General features: G+C 69.8%; 18 protein-coding genes and 1 pseudogene. 7 read left to right on the plus strand and 12 right to left on the minus strand.

The genetic code is table 11. The annotated features are described in order from the left end of the window. Positions 1–6 precede the first annotated feature (6 nt). The 3 genes from ASC58_RS00705 to ASC58_RS00715 all read right to left on the minus strand — a co-directional run bounded on the left by ASC58_RS00705 (position 7) and on the right by ASC58_RS00715 (position 3,267). Positions 7–969: a carbohydrate ABC transporter permease gene (locus ASC58_RS00705; protein ID WP_056918080.1), complete on the minus strand. Its 963-nt coding sequence runs from the start codon at positions 967–969 to the stop codon at positions 7–9. Positions 970–974: 5 nt separating this feature from the next. Further along, entirely contained in the window at positions 975–2,270 is a 1,296-nt protein-coding gene (locus tag ASC58_RS00710; RefSeq protein ID WP_056918081.1) for an ABC transporter substrate-binding protein, read from the minus strand. Positions 2,271–2,406: 136 nt separating this feature from the next. After that, entirely contained in the window at positions 2,407–3,267 is an 861-nt protein-coding gene (locus ASC58_RS00715; RefSeq protein ID WP_200947698.1) for a RimK family alpha-L-glutamate ligase, read from the minus strand. A 128-nt stretch (positions 3,268–3,395) separates the two neighbouring features. Between ASC58_RS00715 and ASC58_RS00720 the strand changes: the two genes are divergently transcribed. Both ASC58_RS00720 and ASC58_RS00725 read left to right on the plus strand, forming a co-directional pair. Beyond that, complete coding sequence (locus tag ASC58_RS00720) at positions 3,396–4,220, plus strand: DUF4097 family beta strand repeat-containing protein (RefSeq protein ID WP_056914934.1); 825 nt, start codon at positions 3,396–3,398, stop codon at positions 4,218–4,220. Next, entirely contained in the window at positions 4,217–4,828 is a 612-nt protein-coding gene (locus ASC58_RS00725; RefSeq protein WP_056918082.1) for a PadR family transcriptional regulator, read from the plus strand. Before ASC58_RS00720 ends, ASC58_RS00725 begins: the two co-directional genes overlap by 4 nt. A gap of 29 nt (positions 4,829–4,857) precedes the next feature. On the opposite strand, the gene ASC58_RS00730 is transcribed toward ASC58_RS00725, so the two are convergent. Further along, positions 4,858–5,334 (minus strand): RDD family protein, encoded by a 477-nt coding sequence (locus ASC58_RS00730; RefSeq protein ID WP_056914936.1) that lies wholly within the window; start codon positions 5,332–5,334, stop codon positions 4,858–4,860. Between the two features lie 159 nt (positions 5,335–5,493). Here ASC58_RS00730 and glnA point away from each other — a divergent pair, with 159 nt between their 5' ends. Then, entirely contained in the window at positions 5,494–6,918 is a 1,425-nt protein-coding gene (gene glnA / locus ASC58_RS00735; RefSeq protein WP_056914937.1) for a type I glutamate--ammonia ligase, read from the plus strand. Between the two features lie 1,020 nt (positions 6,919–7,938). Here glnA and ASC58_RS21460 read toward each other — a convergent pair. Together ASC58_RS21460 and ASC58_RS21880 are read right to left on the minus strand one after the other, a co-directional pair. Then, entirely contained in the window at positions 7,939–8,424 is a 486-nt protein-coding gene (locus ASC58_RS21460; RefSeq protein ID WP_235529035.1) for an Ltp family lipoprotein, read from the minus strand. Positions 8,425–8,688: 264 nt separating this feature from the next. After that, positions 8,689–8,793 (minus strand): annotated as a pseudogene (locus ASC58_RS21880) (DUF2510 domain-containing protein); the annotation flags it as partial. 947 nt (positions 8,794–9,740) lie between these two features. Between ASC58_RS21880 and ASC58_RS00745 the strand changes: the two are divergent. The 3 genes from ASC58_RS00745 to ASC58_RS00755 all read left to right on the plus strand — a co-directional run bounded on the left by ASC58_RS00745 (position 9,741) and on the right by ASC58_RS00755 (position 11,852). Then, positions 9,741–10,481 carry a DUF222 domain-containing protein gene (locus ASC58_RS00745; protein ID WP_056918084.1) on the plus strand — a complete coding sequence of 247 codons (741 nt, stop codon included), beginning with the start codon at positions 9,741–9,743 and terminating at the stop codon, positions 10,479–10,481. An 88-nt stretch (positions 10,482–10,569) separates the two neighbouring features. Then, complete coding sequence (locus ASC58_RS00750) at positions 10,570–11,349, plus strand: HNH endonuclease signature motif containing protein (protein ID WP_056918085.1); 780 nt, start codon at positions 10,570–10,572, stop codon at positions 11,347–11,349. Between the two features lie 146 nt (positions 11,350–11,495). Next, positions 11,496–11,852, plus strand: a complete 357-nt coding sequence (locus tag ASC58_RS00755; protein WP_056918086.1) for a VOC family protein — start codon at positions 11,496–11,498, stop codon at positions 11,850–11,852. A gap of 100 nt (positions 11,853–11,952) precedes the next feature. Here the strand turns inward: ASC58_RS00755 and ASC58_RS00760 are convergent, their stop codons facing one another. The 3 genes from ASC58_RS00760 to ASC58_RS00770 are packed head-to-tail and all read right to left on the minus strand — an operon-like array spanning position 11,953 to position 15,194. Further along, positions 11,953–14,229 (minus strand): glycoside hydrolase family 3 N-terminal domain-containing protein, encoded by a 2,277-nt coding sequence (locus ASC58_RS00760; protein ID WP_056918087.1) that lies wholly within the window; start codon positions 14,227–14,229, stop codon positions 11,953–11,955. A gap of 10 nt (positions 14,230–14,239) precedes the next feature. Continuing rightward, positions 14,240–14,614, minus strand: coding sequence for a DUF805 domain-containing protein (locus ASC58_RS00765; RefSeq protein ID WP_056914940.1), 375 nt, complete (start codon positions 14,612–14,614; stop codon positions 14,240–14,242). A 10-nt stretch (positions 14,615–14,624) separates the two neighbouring features. Beyond that, complete coding sequence (locus ASC58_RS00770; RefSeq protein WP_056914941.1) at positions 14,625–15,194, minus strand: TetR/AcrR family transcriptional regulator; 570 nt, start codon at positions 15,192–15,194, stop codon at positions 14,625–14,627. A 195-nt stretch (positions 15,195–15,389) separates the two neighbouring features. On the opposite strand from ASC58_RS00770, the gene ASC58_RS00775 reads away from it, so the two are divergent. Next, on the plus strand, positions 15,390–17,609 hold the full coding sequence (locus ASC58_RS00775) for an MMPL family transporter (RefSeq protein ID WP_056918088.1): 2,220 nt from the start codon (positions 15,390–15,392) through the stop codon (positions 17,607–17,609). Here the strand turns inward: ASC58_RS00775 and ASC58_RS00780 are convergent. From ASC58_RS00780 to ASC58_RS20850, 3 genes are all read right to left on the minus strand, one after another. Then, positions 17,606–18,085 carry a hypothetical protein gene (locus ASC58_RS00780; RefSeq protein ID WP_056918089.1) on the minus strand — a complete coding sequence of 160 codons (480 nt, stop codon included), beginning with the start codon at positions 18,083–18,085 and terminating at the stop codon, positions 17,606–17,608. The genes ASC58_RS00775 and ASC58_RS00780 overlap by 4 nt on opposite strands. A 67-nt stretch (positions 18,086–18,152) precedes the next feature. Then, positions 18,153–18,902, minus strand: coding sequence for a hypothetical protein (locus ASC58_RS00785; protein WP_056918090.1), 750 nt, complete (start codon positions 18,900–18,902; stop codon positions 18,153–18,155). A 161-nt stretch (positions 18,903–19,063) separates the two neighbouring features. Next, positions 19,064–19,222 (minus strand): hypothetical protein, encoded by a 159-nt coding sequence (locus tag ASC58_RS20850; protein WP_157581328.1) that lies wholly within the window; start codon positions 19,220–19,222, stop codon positions 19,064–19,066. Between the last annotated feature and the right edge of the window lie 41 nt (positions 19,223–19,263).

Consider the following 19,263-nt stretch of genomic DNA (forward strand, 5'->3'; position numbering starts at 1 on the left):
GGGTCCTCACTCGGCCGATCGGATCCGGCGCAGCAGCAGCACGTTGACCGCCGAGAACACCGCGATGAACAGGAACAGCACCCAGGCCACGGTGGCGGCGTACCCGAACCGCTGGCCCGTGAACGCCTGCTGGATGAGGTACATCGCGGCGGTCTGGAACTGCCCGGTCGTCCCGCCACCGATGGAGTTGGCGCCCGGGTTGAACAGCAGGGGCTCGGTGAACAGCTGGGTGCCACCGATGGTGGCGACGACGGAGACGAAGATCAGCGTGGGTCGCAGCATCGGCACGGTGATGGACCAGAACGTCCGCCAGGCCTTCGCCCCGTCGATCCGGGCCGCCTCGTAGATCTCCGTGGGCACGGACTGCAGGGCCGCCAGGAGGATCAGCGCGTTGTACCCCGTCCAGCGCCAGTCGACCATCGTGGAGATCGCGAGCCAGGAGGACCACCGGTGGTCCTGCCACGCGATCGGGTCGACCCCCACGTGGCCCAGCAGCCAGTTGAACAGGCCGAAGTCACGGCTGAGCATCATCGTGAAGATGATGCCGACGGCGGCGACCGAGGTGACGTTCGGCAGCAGGATCCCCATGCGCCACAACGTCGCTCCGCGCAGCCGCGAGTTGAGCAGCTGGGCGAGGACCATCGCGAGGACGAGCTGTGGCACCGTCGCGATGACGAACATCGCGACGGTGTTGAGCATGGCGTTCCAGAAGTCCCCGTCCGCCATCAGCTCGCGGTAGTTGCCGAGCCCGACGAAGCCCTGGTCACCGGCGAGCAGGCTCCAGTCGTGCGTCGAGACCCAGGCCGTGTACACGAGCGGGAAGAACCCGAACACCGCGAAGAGCAGGAAGAACGGGGAGACCATCGCGTAGGGCGTGTACCGCGCGTCAGCGCGGCGCAGCCAGCGGCGCCACCCGGCCGGGCGAGGACCCGGTGGCGCCGCTGGGGGTGCTGCTGTCGTCGAGGTCACGAGGACTACTTCGCGGCCTTGGTGGCTGCCTTGACCGCTTCGGACCACCCGTCGGCCGCACTGCGCTGGCCACCCTCGACGCTGCGCATGGCGTTCTCCACGGCGTCGCGGACCGGCTGGTTCTTGGCGCCGAGGTAGACGGGCTTGAGGTTGGCGGCACCGGCGACGAACAGCTCACCGACGGGGGCGTCGTTGAAGTACTCGTTCTTCGCGTCCTTCAGGGCCGCCTCGGAGTAGAGCTTGGGGTTCGACGGGAGGTTGCCGGCCGCCTTGAACGCCGCGAGCTGGCTCTGGCCGGTCGTGAGGAACTTGGCGAGCTCGACCGCCTCCTTCTGGTGCTTGCTCTGCGTCGGCACGCCGAGCCACGAGCCACCCCAGTTGCCACCGCCGCCGGGGACCGTGGTGATGTCCCACTTCCCGGTGTTCGCCGCACCGGCCTGGTCCTTGATGTAGCCGGTCATCCAGGCGGGGCAGGCGAGCGTCGCGAACGACCCGTTCTTGAAGCCGGCGTTCCACTCGGGCGAGAACGCCTTGAGCTTGGCCGACAGACCCGTGTCGACCATCTTCAGCGACTCGTCCCAGGCCGACTTCACGGCCGGGTTGGACTCGATGACGAGCGCGTTGCTCTTGTCGAAGTAGGTGTGGTCCCCGGACTGCATGAGGATGGAGTTGTAGGTGTTCGTGGCGCTGTCGACGAACTTCGCCTTGGGGTCCTTGATCCCGGCCTGGTACTTCTGGCCGGTGGCGATGTAGTCGTCCCAGGTCGGCCAGAGCTTGCCGACCTCGACGCGGTCGGTCGGCAGGCCTGCCTTCTCGAACAGGTCCTTGCGGTAGCACATCGCCAACCCGCCGACGTCGGTCCCCAGCCCGATGGTCGTCTTGCCGTCGGCCGTGGTGGCGTTGGTGTACTTCCAGGGGAGCCAGTTGTCCTTGAGCTCGTTGCTCCCGAACTTCTGGAGGTTGACGAACTTGTCGGCGCTCTGGAGGAAGTTGACGACCTGGCCCTCCTCGATCGCGACGACGTCGCCCGCACCGGAGCCGGCGGCGATGCGCTGGATGAGCTGGGTGTTGTACTTGCCGAGGTCGCCTTCGGCCGTCTCGACGACCGTGACGTTGGGGTGGTCCTTCATGTACTGCGTGTAGAGGTCCGTGTAGCCGAACTTGCCGAACGTGCTCACCCGCAGGGTGACCTTCCCGCCCGAGGACGAGGAGGCCGATCCGCCACCTCCGCACGCTGCCGTGAGGGAGGCCGTGGTGAGCAGGACGGTGGCCGGCAGCAGCCAGCGAGAACGTGAGTGCACCGTTGCACCTTTCGTCGGGCCCCCTCATGGGAGCGCTCCCGAACAGAGTGCGACGAGCAGGTGGGTACCGTCAAGGGGTCCATGGGAGGGTTCCCATTTCGTGACCTTCCCGTGACCTTTCGGTCACGGGCCCCGCTCAGGCGCGGGGCAGCTGCCCCTCGACGCAGTCGACGAACCGCTCGAGGGCCCGTTCGTCCGCGCGCAGGAACAGGTCGGGCTCGATGAGCTCGAGCTCCATCACGGTGGGGACCCCCTCGTGCTCCACGAGGTCGACGCGGGCGTAGACGACGCCCGCGGGGGCGAGGGCCAGGGCGGCCCGGGCCGTGGCGAGCTCCGCCTCGGTCACGACGTGCGGCTCCTCGGAGCCGCCGTGGTGGGCCTGCACCCGGTAGTCGCCGGACGCCGGGACCTTGCGGACCGCGTGCGACACCTCACCGTCGAAGAGGAACAGCGAGACCTCCCCTTGCTCGATGCCCGGCGCATAGGGCTGGACGACGACGTCCCCGACCCCCGCGATGCGCTCGGCGTGCGCGACGAGCGCCTCCGAGCCCGCCTCACCCAGGGCCGCCTGGCGGGCGCCCCCGTCGACCGCGGGCTTCACGACGACCCTGTCCCAGCCCGTGGCACCGATGCGGGCCGCGACGTCCACGGCACCCTGCGGCAGGACGAGCATGGGCAGCACCGGGACCCCCGCAGCGCCGAGCTCGGCGAGATAGCCCTTGTGGACGTTCCACCGGATCACGTTGGGGGGATTGATGATCCGGCTCTCCACGTCGACGCGGTCCACCCAGGCGAGGAACTCCTGGAGCCGGTCGAAGTAGTCCCACGTCGAGCGGACCACGACGAGGTCGTAGCTGCTCCAGTCGACCTCCTCGTGCCACACGACGACGTCCGCCCGGTGGCCCCTGGCGCGGAGCAGGGCGGCCGCCTCACGGGGTTCGGGGTCGACGTAGGCCGGGTCCGACCAGGTGCACAGGGCGATGCGGTGGGAGGTCACCCGGGCGAGTCTGCCAAAGCCGCACCCGGCCGGGCGACGGGGTTGGCAGGGTCTTGCCCTCGCGGCATACGCGATATAACGTGAGTGACCAAGACGCGATATAACGCGAACGACGGAAAGGAAACCCCATGAGCCAGGACTGGTCGATCGACTCCCCCCGAGTGCTCGACATCGGCGGCGAGGGCGAGCAGGTGCGTGCCCTCAGCGTCGCCGTCGTCGGCGGCCGGGTCGACGTGGTGACCCACAGCGACTCCCCCACGGCCCGCGTGGAGGTGGCCGAGGTGCACGGCATGCCGCTGCGTGTCGTGTGGGACGGCGACAAGCTGAAGATCACCCACGGCGTCGACGGGTCGCGGATCCTCGACAAGGTGCGACAGGCGTTCGACGGCCTGGAGCACAACCGGGTGGCGCTGAGCATCTCGGTCCCCGAGGACACCCGGACGACCGTGAGCACCGTGAGTGCGGGCGCCCTGCTCGCCGGGCTGCGCGCCGGGGCCAAGGCCAACACCGTGTCCGGCTCGATGACGCTGGACGACATCGTCGGCCCGGTCGACATCAACACCGTCAGCGGCGAGATCGAGTGTGACGGGCTCAACGGGCCGCTCAAGGTCAACACGGTCTCCGGCGCGGTCACCGCGCAGCGCAGCGACGTGCCCGAGGTCAGCATCCACACCGTCAGCGGCGACGTCACCCTCGACCTCGTCAACGCCACCACCTCCATCGGCTCGACGTCGGTGTCCGGGGACGTGACGGTGCGGGCCCCGCACGACGGGTATGACGTCAAGGCCAACCTCGCCTCGGGACAGGTCGTCATCGACGGCCGCACGATCGACAAGTTCTCCCGCCCGTCCGGTGGTCGGCTCTCCGACGGCGCAGGGAGCCTGCAGCTCAAGGCCAACGCGGTGTCCGGCAACGTCGTCGTGCTGGCCGCCCCCGCCGGGAGCCCCGCGTGAGTCCCGTCTTCGCGCACGGACAGCTGCGCCTCTACGTGCTCGCGCTGCTCAACGACGGCCCCCGGCACGGCTACGAGGTGATCCAGGACCTCGAGCAGCGGTTCAACGGGCTCTACTCCCCCAGCGCCGGCACGGTGTACCCGCGGCTGGCCAAGCTCGAGGAGGAAGGACTGGTGGAGCGCACCGATGAGGGGCGCAAGGCCGTCTACCGGATCACCGAGGCCGGGCGGGCCGAGGTCCGGGACCGCCGCGACGACCTGTCCAGCCTCGAGTCCGACCTCGACCTGTCGGTGCGTTCGCTCGCCGAGGAGGTGCGCTCGCGGGTCCGCGGACAGAGCAGCGACCTGCGGGCCGAGCTGAGGGCCGCCGCGCAGGAGGCCCGGCGCACCGCGACCCCGGTCGGCGGGCACGAGGGCTGGAACGACCGACCCCCTCGCGACACCGGTGGGCTCGGAGACCTCGAGCAGGCCGTGCACCAGCTGCGCCAGGAGGCGCGGGACGCGTGGAAGCGGCACGGCCTCACCTCCGAGCAGACCAAGGAGATCGTCGACATCCTCGGTGACGCCTCGACCCGGATCCGCGAGGTCGTGCTCAGGTCCGGGCGGTGACCGCGGTCAGCTGCGGAGGGTGACCGCGGTCAGCTGCGGACGATGACGGTGCCGGCGGCCTTGTCGTGCAGGCCGCGGCCGTCCTTGTCCCAGAACATCGCCGGAAGGAACAGGCACAGCAGGACCGTGCGCACGAGGGTCTGGAACGGTCGGGGGATCCGGCCGTCCGTGGACTGCACACGCAACCCCACCAGGCGGTGGCCGAGCGTGGAGCCGAGGGTGCCGACGAGCAGCAGGTTCTCCACCGCGAACAGTCCCAGCAGCACGGCCGTGTCTCGGCTGGTCGCCACCCCCGCGAACGGCAGGGGGACGCTGAAGAACGCGAAGGCGATGAGCTGGCAGACGGTCCAGTCCACGAGGACGCCGACCAGGCGCCGTCCGAACCGGCCGAGCGAACCCGCCCCGTCGCGCGGCATACCGAGGCGCTCCCCCGGGTATGCCGAGGGGGCGCCTGAGCGCGAACCCGGCCCTTCGAGCCAGGACCCGATGTCCTTGCGGTCGACCACACCGAAAGCCTATGCGCCCACCCGGTAGCAGGCGCAGGGGGTGTAACACCCACGAAACATTCGGGTCATGGCCGGGCAACCTCGACCCGTTAGGGTCGACGACGACAGCGTTTCAGTCATGGGCGGATCCCCTCCGTCCCACCAACAGGAGGCCCCAATTTGTTCAGCAATGCTGACGAGGTCCTGAAGTTCATCAAGGACGAGGACGTCAAGTTCGTCGACGTGCGCTTCTGCGACCTGCCGGGCGTGATGCAGCACTTCAACGTGCCCGCCAAGAGCCTGGACGCGGACTTCTTCAAGGAGGGCCAGATGTTCGACGGGTCCTCGATCCGCGGGTTCCAGGCCATCCACGAGTCCGACATGAAGCTGGTCCCGGACCCCACGAGCGCGTACCTCGACCCGTTCCGCAAGGAAAAGACGCTCATCCTCAACTTCTCCATCGTCGACCCGTTCACCGGCGAGGAGTACTCCCGCGACCCGCGCAACATCGCCGCGAAGGCTGAGGCCTACCTCAAGTCGACCGGCATCGCGGACACCGCGTACTTCGGCGCCGAGGCCGAGTTCTACGTCTTCGACGACGTGCGCTTCGAGACCAAGCAGAACGCCAGCTACTACTACATCAACTCCATCGAGGCCGCGTGGAACACCGGTCGCGAGGAGGAGGGTGGCAACAAGGGGTACAAGACCCGCTACAAGGGCGGCTACTTCCCCGTTCCCCCGACCGACCACTTCGCCGACATGCGCGACGAGATGTCGCTCGCGCTCGAGGAGGCGGGCCTGTCGGTCGAGCGCGCCCACCACGAGGTCGGCACCGCCGGACAGCAGGAGATCAACTACCGCTTCAACACGCTGAAGCAGGCCGCCGACGACGTGCTGAAGTTCAAGTACATCGTCAAGAACGTCGCCTGGGAGGGCGGCAAGACGGTCACCTTCATGCCGAAGCCGATCTTCGGTGACAACGGCTCGGGCATGCACTCGCACCAGTCGCTCTGGAAGGACGGCGAGCCCCTCTTCTACGACGAGCGCGGCTACGGCGGCCTGTCGGACCTGGCCCGCTGGTACATCGGTGGCCTGCTCAAGCACGCCCCGGCGCTGCTCGCGTTCACGAACCCGACGGTGAACTCCTACCACCGCCTGGTCCCCGGCTACGAGGCCCCGGTCAACCTGGTCTACTCGGCCCGTAACCGCTCGGCCTGCATCCGCATCCCGATCACCGGTGACAACCCGAAGGCCAAGCGCGTCGAGTTCCGCGTACCGGACCCGTCGGCCAACCCGTACCTCGCGTTCTCCGCGATGCTGATGGCCGGCCTGGACGGCATCAAGAACCGCATCGAGCCCCCGGAGCCGGTGGACAAGGACCTCTACGAGCTCCCGCCCGAGGAGCACGACGCCATCGAGCAGGTCCCCGGCTCGCTGCCGGCCGTCCTGGACGCGCTGGAGGCAGACCACGAGTTCCTGCTCGAGGGTGACGTGTTCACCAAGGACCTCATCGAGACCTGGGTCGAGTGGAAGCGCAAGAACGAGGTCGACCCGATCCGCTTCCGCCCGCACCCGCACGAGTTCGAGATGTACTTCGACATCTGACGTTCAGAAGCCGCCTGACCTGCTGCTTTGCGTTCACGATGCGCTCCCAGTCCGCATCTAGTCCGCAAGACTTCGGGCTTTGCTCAGCGAGTCCGCCCGTGTTGCCAGTACCACTCCAACGGCAGCGCGGGCGGACTCGTCTGCGTCGGGGCCCATGTGCCCGTAGAAGTTGAGGGTCGTTATCGCCGATGGCTACGCGAGTCGGCGCAGGACGACCTTGACTTATGCGCCACTCGCGATGAGCAACGAGGCGAAGTAGTGCCGCAGGTCGTGGAACCGGAACCGGGCCGGCAGTCCCTTGGATTGCTTGCGTGCGACTCGCACAGCCCGTTTCGATCGCCCAGGGGCCGACCCGCTCCCCCTCCTCGTTCGCCACGACCGTCGGGCCACAGAACCGTGCAACCGCCGCGGACAGCTCGAGTGCGAGCTCCTGCGGGATCGGCACATGCGTCCGGTAGGAGCTCGCCGACTTGAGCTTGTCCTCGGGCCACCGGATCGCACGAGCGACCACGCCTCGCATGAAGTCGACGTCCCCGACCCGCAAAGCCGCCGACACCTCGGCGATGCGCAGGCCCACGAACGCACCGATCAGGACAGCCAACCGCATCTGCTCGGGCATCGCGTCGTGCAGCGCCCAGATCTGGCCCGTAGTCGCGACGTATGGACGCTGCGGTCCCTGCCCACCCGACGTTTTCCGGTTGCGCGCTGAGCGAGGATCAGCCCATCATGGGCCGCATCGCCTATCACGTGGGCCAGGCGCCGCTACGTGGCGTAGCTTCTTGAGTCCGCGTAGCCAGCCGCCTTCATGCCAGCCGCCCACGCGTTCACCTGCGATGGCCGCACGTTCATAAGTCGTGACGAGCCGAAGGTCCTGTTGATGTGGACGATGATCACCTTGGCTTCGCGGACGTTCGACGGCCGGCGCGTGGCTTAGCCCTTGAGCCACGCCTGCTTGAGGCCGTCCCGCGGCCGCCTCCCAAACCACCTAAGCGAGGATCGCGTAGGTCATTCATATGGCGCTCAGAGCCCCACCGAGTTCGCGCCGTGAGCCGCTTGCGCACTGGTGAATCCCTCGAACCGCAACTGCTCGATGAGTCCCGAGCGAGAGAAGCCCGACATTTCGAGGTAGGACTTCGCGCTCTCGTCTGCCTCCGCGTTCCAATTGACATGCATCCGGTCAATCGCACGTTGGGCGTCATGATTGCTGAACCCTTCGAACCGCAACTGCTCGATAAGTCCCGAGCGAGAGAAGCCCGACATTTCGAGGTAGGACTCGGCAGAGCGCTTTGCGTTCTCTTGCGCGATCGTCAACCTGTTTGCGTCCGCGATCCTCTTGGCGGCCGCGGCCTTGGCGGCAGCCGCTGCTTTGGCCTTCGCGTCAGCTGCTGCCTTGGCTTTGGCTTTCGCGTCAGCCACGGTTTTGGCCTTCGCGTCAGCTGCAGCTTTAGCCTTCGCGTCTGCCGCGGCCTTCGCGTCAGCCACGGCTTTCGCCTTCGCGTCAGCCACCGCTTTCGCCTTCGCGTCAGCCGCAACCTTTGGGTCCACTAGCGTCGTAGCGGCCTTCGTTGGGACGGTCTCCACCAAGGCGGTGGGAGTCGTCCTGGTCGTCGCTGGGTCGTCTGTTAGCGTGCCAATCATCCAAAGGGCTGCCAACGAGGCGATCGGGAGGACAAAGCGCTTCTTCTTGTACCAGGGTCGCACCGCCTTACCAGATGCTACGGGCGCGTCGGCGTCCTCCTTGCCCTGCGGGATTCCCGGGGGCACGCCCTGCGGCCCCGGCTGTCGGTGCTCAGTCCACGCGGCCCCATCCCAGTAACGGAGTTGACTCGGGTTCTCGGGGTCCGCATGCCAACCGGCAGGAGGTAGTTCTTGCATCTCTAATCCGTTCGCAGTGGTACTTGCTCGCTTGGAGGTGTTGGTGCACACCGATCGAGGGTCATCGAAGGCTCGTCTGTCGCGTGTGACCCTATGCAATGGTTCGGCGTATACGCCCTTGAATCTCTGAAATGCCCTTTTTTATGACCGCTGCAAGCCGAACGAACTAGCGCAAACGGCGTAGCGCTCTGGGGCTCACTTTTGGACCGAGCACCCCACTTCGGGCCGATCGGCTGCGCAGTCCTTGTGTCGCCCACTTGTCAGAAGCGCAGCGGTAGCTGTATTCGAGATCCGGGCAACGGAGTAACCGGGCGGCCGCGAGCTCGGGCTTGAGGTCGTGGGTTTCCTTCACAGGTGAGGGACGGAAGCGGTGTCGGCCCTGCGATCCACATCCCGGCGCCGAACCAGTCGCGCCAGACGCAGCGCCACGATCCTGCGACCCCTTCCACCACCCACCGCGTACGTTGAGCGCAGGATCGGAAGCAGTACATCTGCCTCGGCCCGCGTCGCTTCGCCCCCGTCGCACGCGCTCGTGCAGTCAGGAGCAAGGCAGGCGGCCGTCCCTGTCACGGCGAGCGTCACCTCGAGCAACTGCCGCTGGCAGTCGGTCAACGGCTTCGGGACTGAGGGTCGGCACGCCGTGGACTCGATTTGCGAGCGGGCGGGTGTAGAAGCTGCCGGGCCGTTGCGCCATCCGTGGGCGACAAGCACCAGCCCCGCGCATGGCGTGGGGTCGGGCATGCGCGCGGGATAGAAGGAAGTCAGCCCCCTAAGGGCCCGAATGTGGTTCTGCTGTCAGCGAATTCGAGCGATTCGGGGTGTGGACAAGTCTTTCTGCATCATTCGAACAGGTGTACGATTGAGGTATGTCGGTCAGAAGCGAATTCGAGCGATTCGGGGTGTGGACAAGTCTTTCTGCATCATTCGAACAGGTGTACGATTGAGGTATGTCGGTCAGCCCGCTCACCGCCGTCCCGGACACCGGTCCGGACGGTGGCTGGGGCGTGCGGAACCAAGCGTTGTGGGAGCGGACCGCGGCTGTTGCGGGGTGGTTGAACCGGGCGCAGGCCGAGCTGGTCGACATCATCGACGAGGTCATGCGCGACCGGCACTGGGGTGAAGGTGGGTTCAAGTCACCCGAGCACTACCTCGTCGTCCGCGCCGGCCTGTCCCATGCCCACGCCGCTGACATCGTCGCCGTCGCCCGGCAACGCACCGAGCTCACCGACGCAGCTGTGGCGTTGGAGGCTGGGGAGCTGTCCCTGGACCAGGTCGCCGTCCTGGCCCGCCACGTCCCGGTCACCCACCAAGCCTCGGTCACCCAGTTCGCCCGGAACGCGACCGTCACCCAGCTGCGCCGAGCGGTCGCCCGCCACGCGTTCGCCACCCCCGCACCAGCCGCACACGCCGCCCAAGGCACCGACGCAGCGGGCAGCGATCTGCCCGTCGAGCCGCACACGCTGGGGTTCGGCGACCTGGACACCGCCGCCCTGCCGTCCACCGCCTTCCAGTCGGCCGCCGAGCAGCGTGCCTGCGCCAAGCCCGACCTGGCCATGTCCTACGACGCCGACGGCCGGTTCCAGCTGCGCTACTCCGCCCCCCGCGACCATCGGCGCGCTGGTCGAACAAGCCGTCAAAGAAGCCAAGGACGCACTGTTCCTGCGCCGCCGCGACACCGACAGCAGTGACGCCAGCGACGCCGCGCGGACTGGCTGGGCTGCCGACGTCGACGACCGCTACGCGGGGTCGCCGACCTACGCCGACGCCCTCGAGGAGATGGCCACCCGATCCCTCGCCTCGGTCACCTCCACCAGCAGGTCGGCGCACTACCGGGTCTACCTGCACCTCGACACGACCGGTGCGTGGGTCAACGGCGGCCACGCCATCCCCCTGCGCCTGCTCGGACGGTTCATCAGCGACGGCACCGTCCAACCCGTCTGGGAAACCGAAGGGCGACCGGTGTCCGTCGGACGGGCCATGCGGATCCTGCCCCACCGCACCCGCCGCCTGATCACCGACCGCGACCGCGGCTGCCGCTTCCCCGGCTGCCCCACCACCGGGTTCGTCGAGGTCCACCACCTCCAGGCATGGGCCGACGGCGGAGCCACGGACACCGACAACCAGATCAGCCTCTGCACCACCCACCACGACGGCATCGACCGCGGCGACTACACCATCACCGGCGACCCCACCCACCCCGACGGACTCACCGTCACTAACCGGTACGGGCTACCCATCCGCCCACCCCACCCCCACGAGACCGCCCCACCACCAGGCGGCGACCCACACATACCCGAAGGCACCTACCAACCGCCCTCAGGCGGGGCCATCACCTGGAACGACCTCGCCATCCCCTCCGACCACGAGGCCACCCACGGCACGCCACCCGGCAACACCGTTGGCTCCATCCCGCGCCCGAGAAGAACGCGCTCACGGACCAGCGGCCGCAGGACGAAGTCACACGCAACAGGACTCGTGATCGTCTCCGACGGACTCATCCCCTGGGAGACCGACCCACCCACGACACCCGGAGAACGCCCCTGGTCCACGCCCTGAGTACCGGGGCCCCATCCGTCGGGGCGCACGAGGCAGCACGCCGACGGGCGAGCGCACGGATCGTGATGCGGACCCCGACACCTGGGGTGCCGGATCGCTGGCCTATTCGGACGCGAAGTGTCCGCAACCGTCGATACCGTGCGGGCATGGCCATCGCCCGATACCCCAGCATCGTCCTCGACTGCCCCGACGCCGCGACGCTCGCCGCCTTCTACGGCACCCTCCTCGACTGGAAGGTGACCGACTCGGACGACTGGTTCGAGGTGCGCGCGGAGTACGGGCAGTGCATCTGCTTCCAGACGGTCGAGAACTACCGCGCGCCGATCTGGCCCGGTCAGGACGTGCCGCAGCAGATGCACCTCGACGTGGTGGTCGACGACCTCGACGTGGCCGAGGCCGAAGTGCTCAAGATCGGCGCGACGAAGCACGAGCACCAGCCGGGCACGACGTTCCGGGTGTTCCTCGACCCGGCCGGTCACCCCTTCTGTCTCTGCCTCAGCTGAGCCACCCGACCCCGACGCCCGTCCTCGGACGCTCGGCCACGGATGCCCGACGCTCGACGCACAAGCCCGGCCCGGACGCCCGGGACAGCCCGTCAGCCCGTCAGCCCGTCAGCTCGAACGCCGCGCGGAGGAGCACCTCGTCCCGCGACGACGGCCCCACGAGCAGCTCGAACCCGCCGGGCTCGACGACCCTGCGACCCGAGGCGTCCACGATCGAGCAGGCCGACACCGGCACCGCCACGTCCACCGTCACCGAGGCACCCGGCTCGACCCGCACCTGGGTGAACGACTTGAGCTCCTTGTCGGCCCAGCTGGCCGACGTCACGAGGTCGCGCACGTAGACCTGGACCGTCTCGAGGGCCGGCCGAGATCCCTTGTTGGACAAGGTGACTCGACCTGAGACCGTCCCGTCACCCGTGACAGGCACCGAGACCGAGTCGGCGTCGAGCACGAGGTCGGAGTAGTCCACCGTCGTGTACGACAGTCCCTCCCCGAAGGCGAACGCCGGGCGCTGCGTGAGGTCTGCGTACCGGTCGCCGTGCTGGCCGCGCACCTGGTTGTAGTAGGTCGGCTGTTGACCGGCATGACGGGCGAACGAGATCGGCAGCCGACCCGATGGTTCGATGTCGCCGAGGAGCAGCTCCGCGATGGCCCGGCCACCCTGCATACCCGGGTTGGCGACCCACACCACCGCAGCGGCGTCGAGGGCGGAGTCGGGCAGCACCAACGGCTTCGAGGCCAACAGCACCACGACCATCGGGGTCCCGGTGGCGGCGAGCGCATCGAGCAGGGCCACCTGACCGCCGACGAGCTCGAGCGTCGCCGTCGAGCGCCCCTCACCGACGAGCTCGATGCGGTCGCCGACGACGGCGACCACGACGTCCGCGGCAGACGCAGCCGCAACGGCCTCCTCGATGAGCGCCGGGTCGGGAGGACTCGGCACCGCCACCTGGGGACGTGGCTGCCCGTCCGGGAAGAACTCGCCCGACGGGTCCGGCGCCAGGGTGAGGATGTCGGCGCCACGCGCCCGGCTCACCGTCCAGTCGTCCGGCACCGCCGCGCGCAGTCCGTCCAGGACGGTCGTGATCATCTCCCGCGGGTGACCCTCGAGGATCCAGTCAGCCTGCCCCGACGAACCGGCCCAGTCCCCCAGCTGCGTCTGGGCGTCGTCCGCGAGCGGTCCCACGACCGCGATCCGCCGCGCACCACCATGGGTGGGACGCGAGGCGTCCCGCAGCGGAAGGGCGCCGTCGTTGCGCAGCAGCACCAGCGAGCGCCGTGCCACCTCGAGGTTGAGCACGGTGTGCGACGCCGTGGCGATCACCTCGCGCTGGCGCGAGGGATCGGGTCGGCGCGGGTCCTCGAACAACCCGAGCTCGAACTTCACCGTCAGGATGCGGCTGACCGCGGGGTGCAGGTCCGACTCGGACAGCAGCCCCCGGGAGATCGCGTCGAGCGCCCCCGCGAAGAACTGCGGCGTCGTCATGACCATGTCGTTGCCGGCCTTCACCGCAGCGGCAGCGGCGTGCGTGTGGTCGGGCTGCACCTGCTGCTCCCAGACCATCCGGCCGACGTTGTCCCAGTCGGTGATGAGCGTCCCGGTGTAGCCCCACTCGCCGCGCAGCACGTCGCCCAGCAGCCAGTCGTTGACGGTGATCGGGACGCCGTCCATGGTCTGGTACCCGAGCATGAACGTCCGGCAGCCCTCTCTCGCAACCCGTTCGAACGGCGGCAGGAACCAGGACCGGAGCTTGCGCCGACTGATGTCTGCCTCGCTGGCGTCACGGCCGCCCTGGGTCTCGGAGTACCCCGCGAAGTGCTTGGCCGTCGCGAGGATCGCCGTCGGGTCGTCCAACCCGTCGCCCTGGTAGCCGCGCACCATCGCGGACGCGAGCTCACCCAGCAGGTGCGGGTCCTCCCCGAACGTCTCGTTGACGCGCCCCCAGCGCAGGTCGCGGGCGATGCACAGCACCGGCGAGAAGGTCCAGTGCACGCCGGTCGCCGACACCTCGACCGCCGTGGCGCGCGCTGCCCGCTCGACGAGGACGGGGTCCCACGAGGCCGCCATGCCGAGCTGGGTCGGGAAGATCGTGGCCCCCTTGAAGAACGAGTGCCCGTGGATGCAGTCCTCCCCCACGAGCAACGGGATGCCGAGCCGGGTCCGCGCGACCAGCTCGTGGGCCTCGGCCAACCGCTGGGGCGACGCGTGCAGGATCGACCCCACGTGCGTGGACAGCACGAGCTCGGGGAGTCCTTCGCGCGCGTCGAGCTGCATCATCTGCCCGACCTTCTCCTGCGCGGTCATCCGCCCGAGGAGGTCGGCGACGCGTTCGGCGACGGGGAGCTGGGGGTCGAGGTACGGCAGCGTTTCGCTCACGCCGACGATGCTAGGCCGGGGCGGGGCTGCTCACCGGGTCGGGCGCGGCATCCTTCGTCGGTCTCGCCAGGAAGGTGGCGAGGACGACCACGCCGGCCACCGGGACCAGGAGCCAGAAGACGTGGGTCCAGCGGTATCCCGCATCGCGCAGGCGCCGCACCGTGACCCCCAGGTTGGGCAGGAGGACCGCGATGCTCCACACCCCGGCCAGCGCGCGACCCAGACCCTCGGTCGGGTTGTCGACGCCGCCTCCGGTCGCGACGTCGATCGCGGCGAGGACGAGGACGTTGAACAGCGCCCACCACCAGAACTCGGCCCGGCCCGAGCGCCCCTCGAACTCGGCGTACCGGCGCAGCACGGTGCGGATGGACGCGGCGAAGCTCATGGCCCCGATGCTAGGCCGACCGCGAGGCGTCCACGAGCACCCGGCCGAGGTGCCGCATCTCGGCACGCAGGGTCTGGTCGTCGACGTCCACCAGGTGCGGGTCGGCCCCCGCGTGCGCGATGCCCAGCGCCAGGACGGGCACCGCGATGACGCGCCGCTGGCTGGGCTCGGGTCCGAGCAGCTGGGTGCCGAGCCGGGTGGTGAGGTCGTTGAAGTCCTCGTGGGCCGCGAGGATCCGCTCCACCTCCGGGTCGCTGAGCATCGAGGCCACCACCTGTCGGTGGGCCAGCACGACGTCGATCAGCCCGTCGAGCGCCAGCACCGTCGCCTCCTCGGCAGTCGGCGCCGCCTCGGAGGTCTCGATGTGGCCGCGCAGCTGCTCGACCGCGCCCTCGACGACGGCGAGGACGATGTCCTCCTTGGCGTGGAACTGGTAGTAGACGGCAGCCTTCGTGACCCCGAGGTGGTCGGCGATCATCTGCAGGGACGTCCCGCTCACGCCCTGGGTCGCGAACAGCTCCAGGGCCGCCGCGAGCACGCGGGCGCGACCCTGACCCCTCGGCGCCTGCGGCCTGGCCATCGCGTCTCCCGTTCCGGCCGCCCGGGCCGAGTGTCGTGCGGTCCCGACCGCTCGTCGGCCGTGACGGCCGCCACAGTAGCAGCATGGTTAGCCGATCGGCTTGTCTTGACCTAGCCGATCGACTAACTTGATGGGTGGCCGTCCACCCGGGCCGGCCCGCCCGCATGCACGCACGCACCCACGGGGAGCTCACCGATGGCCAATCTTCTGTACCGGATCGGACGTCTCGGCTTCCGCCGTCGCGGCGTCGTCGCCTCGGTGTGGCTCGTCCTGCTCGGTGCCCTCGTGGCCACCGTCGTCTCGGTCGGCACCGCGCCCACCGCAGGGGTGGCCATCCCCGGCACCGAGTCCCAGCGCGCGCTGGACTCCCTCGCCCGTGAGTTCCCGCAGGCGAGCGGCGCTGCCGGCACCGTCGTGGTCCGCGCACCCGAGGGACAGAGCGTCGCCACCCCGGCGAACCAGGCCACGGTGGCAGGAATCGTGGCGAAGGCGTCCGGCCTTCCCGGTGTCGTCGGCGCCGTGAGTCCCTACGACTCCAAGGCGATCAGCCAGGACGGCCGCTACGCCCTGGTCACGGTGCAGTTCAAGGAGACCTCCGACGCGCTCACGCCCGAGCAGCGCACGGCATACGAGGACCTCGGGAAGGCCGCCCCGGCGGGCTGGACGGTCGCCGCCGGCGGCGAGCCGCTCATGACCGAACCCGAGGTGGGCTCCACCGAGGCCATCGGTGTCGCAGTCGCCCTGGTGGTGCTGCTGATGACGTTCGGCTCGCTGGTCGCCGCCGGCATGACCATGGTCAACGCCCTGATCGGGGTCGGTGTCGGCCTGCTCGGGCTGCTGCTCGCCGGGCACGCGTTCGACCTCACCAGCGTCACCCCGGTGCTCGCGCTCATGCTCGGCCTCGCGGTCGGGATCGACTACTCGCTGTTCATCACCTCCCGGTACCGCCACAACCTCGCGACCGGGCTGGGCCGGGAGGAGGCCGCCGGTCGGGCGATCGGCACCGCCGGGTCGGCCGTGGTGTTCGCCGGCCTCACGGTCGTGATCGCCCTCGCCGGCCTGTCCGTCGTCGGCATCCCGTTCCTCACCGCGATGGGCCTGGCCGCGGCCGGCACCGTCGCGGTCGCCGTCCTCGTCGCCGTCACGCTGCTGCCGGCCCTGCTTGGGTTCGCCGGCGACCGGGTGCTCCCCCGTTCCCAGCGCAGGGCCGCCGCCTCCGGTGGCGCCGGTGGTCGCCAGGACTCCGAGTTCAACCGGGGGTTCGGCTGGGGCCGGACCATGGTGCGGCGGCGCATCGCCGTCATCCTGGGCGGGGTCGTGCTGCTGGGCGCGGTCGCGCTCCCGGCCGCCGACATGCGCCTGGCCCTCCCGGACGACGGGACCGCCCCCGTCGGCACCACCAAGCGGGCCGCCTACGACCTCATCGCCGAAGGCTTCGGTCCAGGCTTCAACGGTCGGCTCGTCATGGTCGTCCACGGCGACGACCCGGCCTCGGTCCAGCAGGCCGTCACGGCGGCGAGCGCCGTCATGGCCAGGACCAAGGACGTCGTCGCCGTCGCCCCGGGAGGGGCCAGCGCCGACGGTCGGACGGCGCTCGTGGCGGTCATCCCCGCGTCCGGCCCCTCCGACGCGGCCACCTTCGACCTCGTGCGGGCCCTGCGCGACGGCGTGGCACCGACGGCCACGGCGACCGGGACCGACATCGCCCTCACCGGGGCGACGGCCGCCGGCGTCGACGTCTCGGACAAGCTGGGTGCCGCCCTGCCCGTCTACCTGCTCGTCGTCGTCGGGCTGAGCTTCGTCCTGCTCACCCTGGTCTTCCGGTCGTTGCTCGTACCGCTCAAGGCGACCGCCGGCTTCCTGCTCACCGTCGGGGCGACCTTCGGCGCGACCGTCGCGATCTTCCAGTGGGGCTGGCTGGCCGACCTCCTCGGCGTCCAGACGCCCGGGCCCCTGGTGAGCTTCCTGCCCATCCTGCTCATCGGCATCCTGTTCGGCCTCGCGATGGACTACGAGGTCTTCCTCGTCTCGCGGATGCGCGAGGACTTCGTCCACGGCCAGGGCTCCCGCGAGGCGGTCGTGTCCGGTGTGGGGCACGGGGCCAGGGTCGTCGTGGCCGCAGCGCTCATCATGATCTCGGTGTTCGCGGGCTTCATCCTCGTCGACGACCCGATCATCAAGTCGATGGGCTTCGCCCTCGCGTTCGGGGTGCTCGTGGACGCGTTCGTCGTCCGGCTCGCCCTGGTCCCCGCGATCATGTCGTTCCTGGGCGACGCGGCCTGGTGGCTGCCCCGCTGGCTCGACCGAGTGCTGCCGCGCGTCGACATCGAGGGCGAGACCCTGCCGCCGGTCCCGGCCGGCGACGACGTCGACCGGACGGCGCCGCGCGAGCTCGCCGAGGCCGTCGAGGGCTAGGAGCGCATCGCCGAGCGGCGCGCGGCCGCGGCGAACTCGTCGTGGACGCGGGTCAGCTCCAGCCCACCGTCACGCCCCAGACGGACCCCGAAGCTGTTGCGCCAGTCGTTCACGACGAGCAGGGCCAGCCCGAGCACGGTCAGCAGGAGCATCAGACCACCGTTGCCCCCGAGGGCCCCGACCACGACCGCGAGCACGACCCCGGACCAGAGCGTGGCCAGCGACGCCGTCCGCAGCGTGCGGTGACGACGCCAGGCCTCGGCCCGGAACGGCACGAGCAGGTCGTAGGACCGCGAGGACAGCGAGCTGACGAACAACCACGCCACCAGCCCGAAGAGGATCGTCGCACCGGCCCAGTCCGGGGCGGCGCGCCCCCGGACACGGACCACGTCACCGGTCGGCACGCCCGTCTTGACGCAGACGCGTGGCAGGACCTCCGCCTTCGGGGTCAGGGTGCTGATCGTGACGACGGCCATGCGGACAGGGTATGGCGCGTCCGCGCGCCCCCGCGGGTGGTTCGGTGCGTCCCCTCCGGTTGCGGGGTCAGAATCCCCCACCGAAGTCGCCGCCGCCGCCGAAGTCACCTCCACCGAAGTCACCGCCGCCGAAGTCACTGCCACCGAAGTCACCGCCGCCGCCGTCGTCGCCTCCCGCGAAGTCCGTTCCACCACCGTCGTCGGACTGGCCGGTGTCCGCGACCGTGTCACCGCCCGCCGAGGTGTCCGTGTTCGAGTCGGCGGCGACGCCGTCACCGGCGGAGGCCGCCTCGGGCGAGGAGTCGAAGCCGTCGAACAGGGCGTCCGCCACCATCGACCCGACCACGACCCCGGCGACGGTGCCCATCATCGAACCCATGAAGGTGCCGCCCATCCCCATGCCTGTCCCCATGCCCGACCCCATGCCCGTCCCTCCGGCCTGCCTGCGACCGAACGCCTGCTCGAGGTACCCGGGACGGCGCAGCTCGGCCCGGGTGGCGAACCGCGCCATCGAGCCGGGGTCGTCGGTCGGCGGCTGCTCGCCCGGCGGCAGGTCGGTCGACAGGTCGGCCAGCACCTGACGTCGCTGCTCGGGGGTCAGTCGGGCGAACGCCTCGGCGTGGACCTGCTCGAGCGCCTCCGGCGGCGCGGTCCGCAGCAGGTAGCGGTAGCGGGCCACGGCCTGGGCGTCCGGGGACGCTGCGGGAGCAGGCGGGGCGCCATACGCCGGTCCGGGTCCCGGGGACGGCGGCGAGCTGCGCTGGGGAGGATAGGTGTCGCGGGCCTCGCGGCCCAGCAGTCGGTCGAGGAAACCCATGACGCACTCCGTCCATCGGCGGGGCGCTGCGGTGCCCGCGGTCGTCCCATCCTGCATCGGCGGGGCTGCGGACGCAGCCACCGGCTCGCCCGGACGCGGCGGGGCGGGGTGGAACAGGTGCGCCCGGGGCGGGCGGACAGACGGTCAGATGGTGGGGACGGTCAGGCGGTGAGGGCGGAGGTGTCGCCCAGCGCTGCACCGAGCGTGTCGGCACCGGTCATCCAGGATCCGAGGGCCGGACCGACACCGTCACGCACGTCGAGGACCGAGGTGTCGTCCTCCATGACGGGGATGAAGCGCTCCAGGAAAAGCTGCCACATGTCCACACCTACCCTTCTGCGGGATCAGCGTCGTCGCCGAT

Origin of the sequence: Phycicoccus sp. Root101, assembly GCF_001426245.1 — a bacterium.
Classification (GTDB): Bacteria; Actinomycetota; Actinomycetes; order Actinomycetales; family Dermatophilaceae; genus Pedococcus.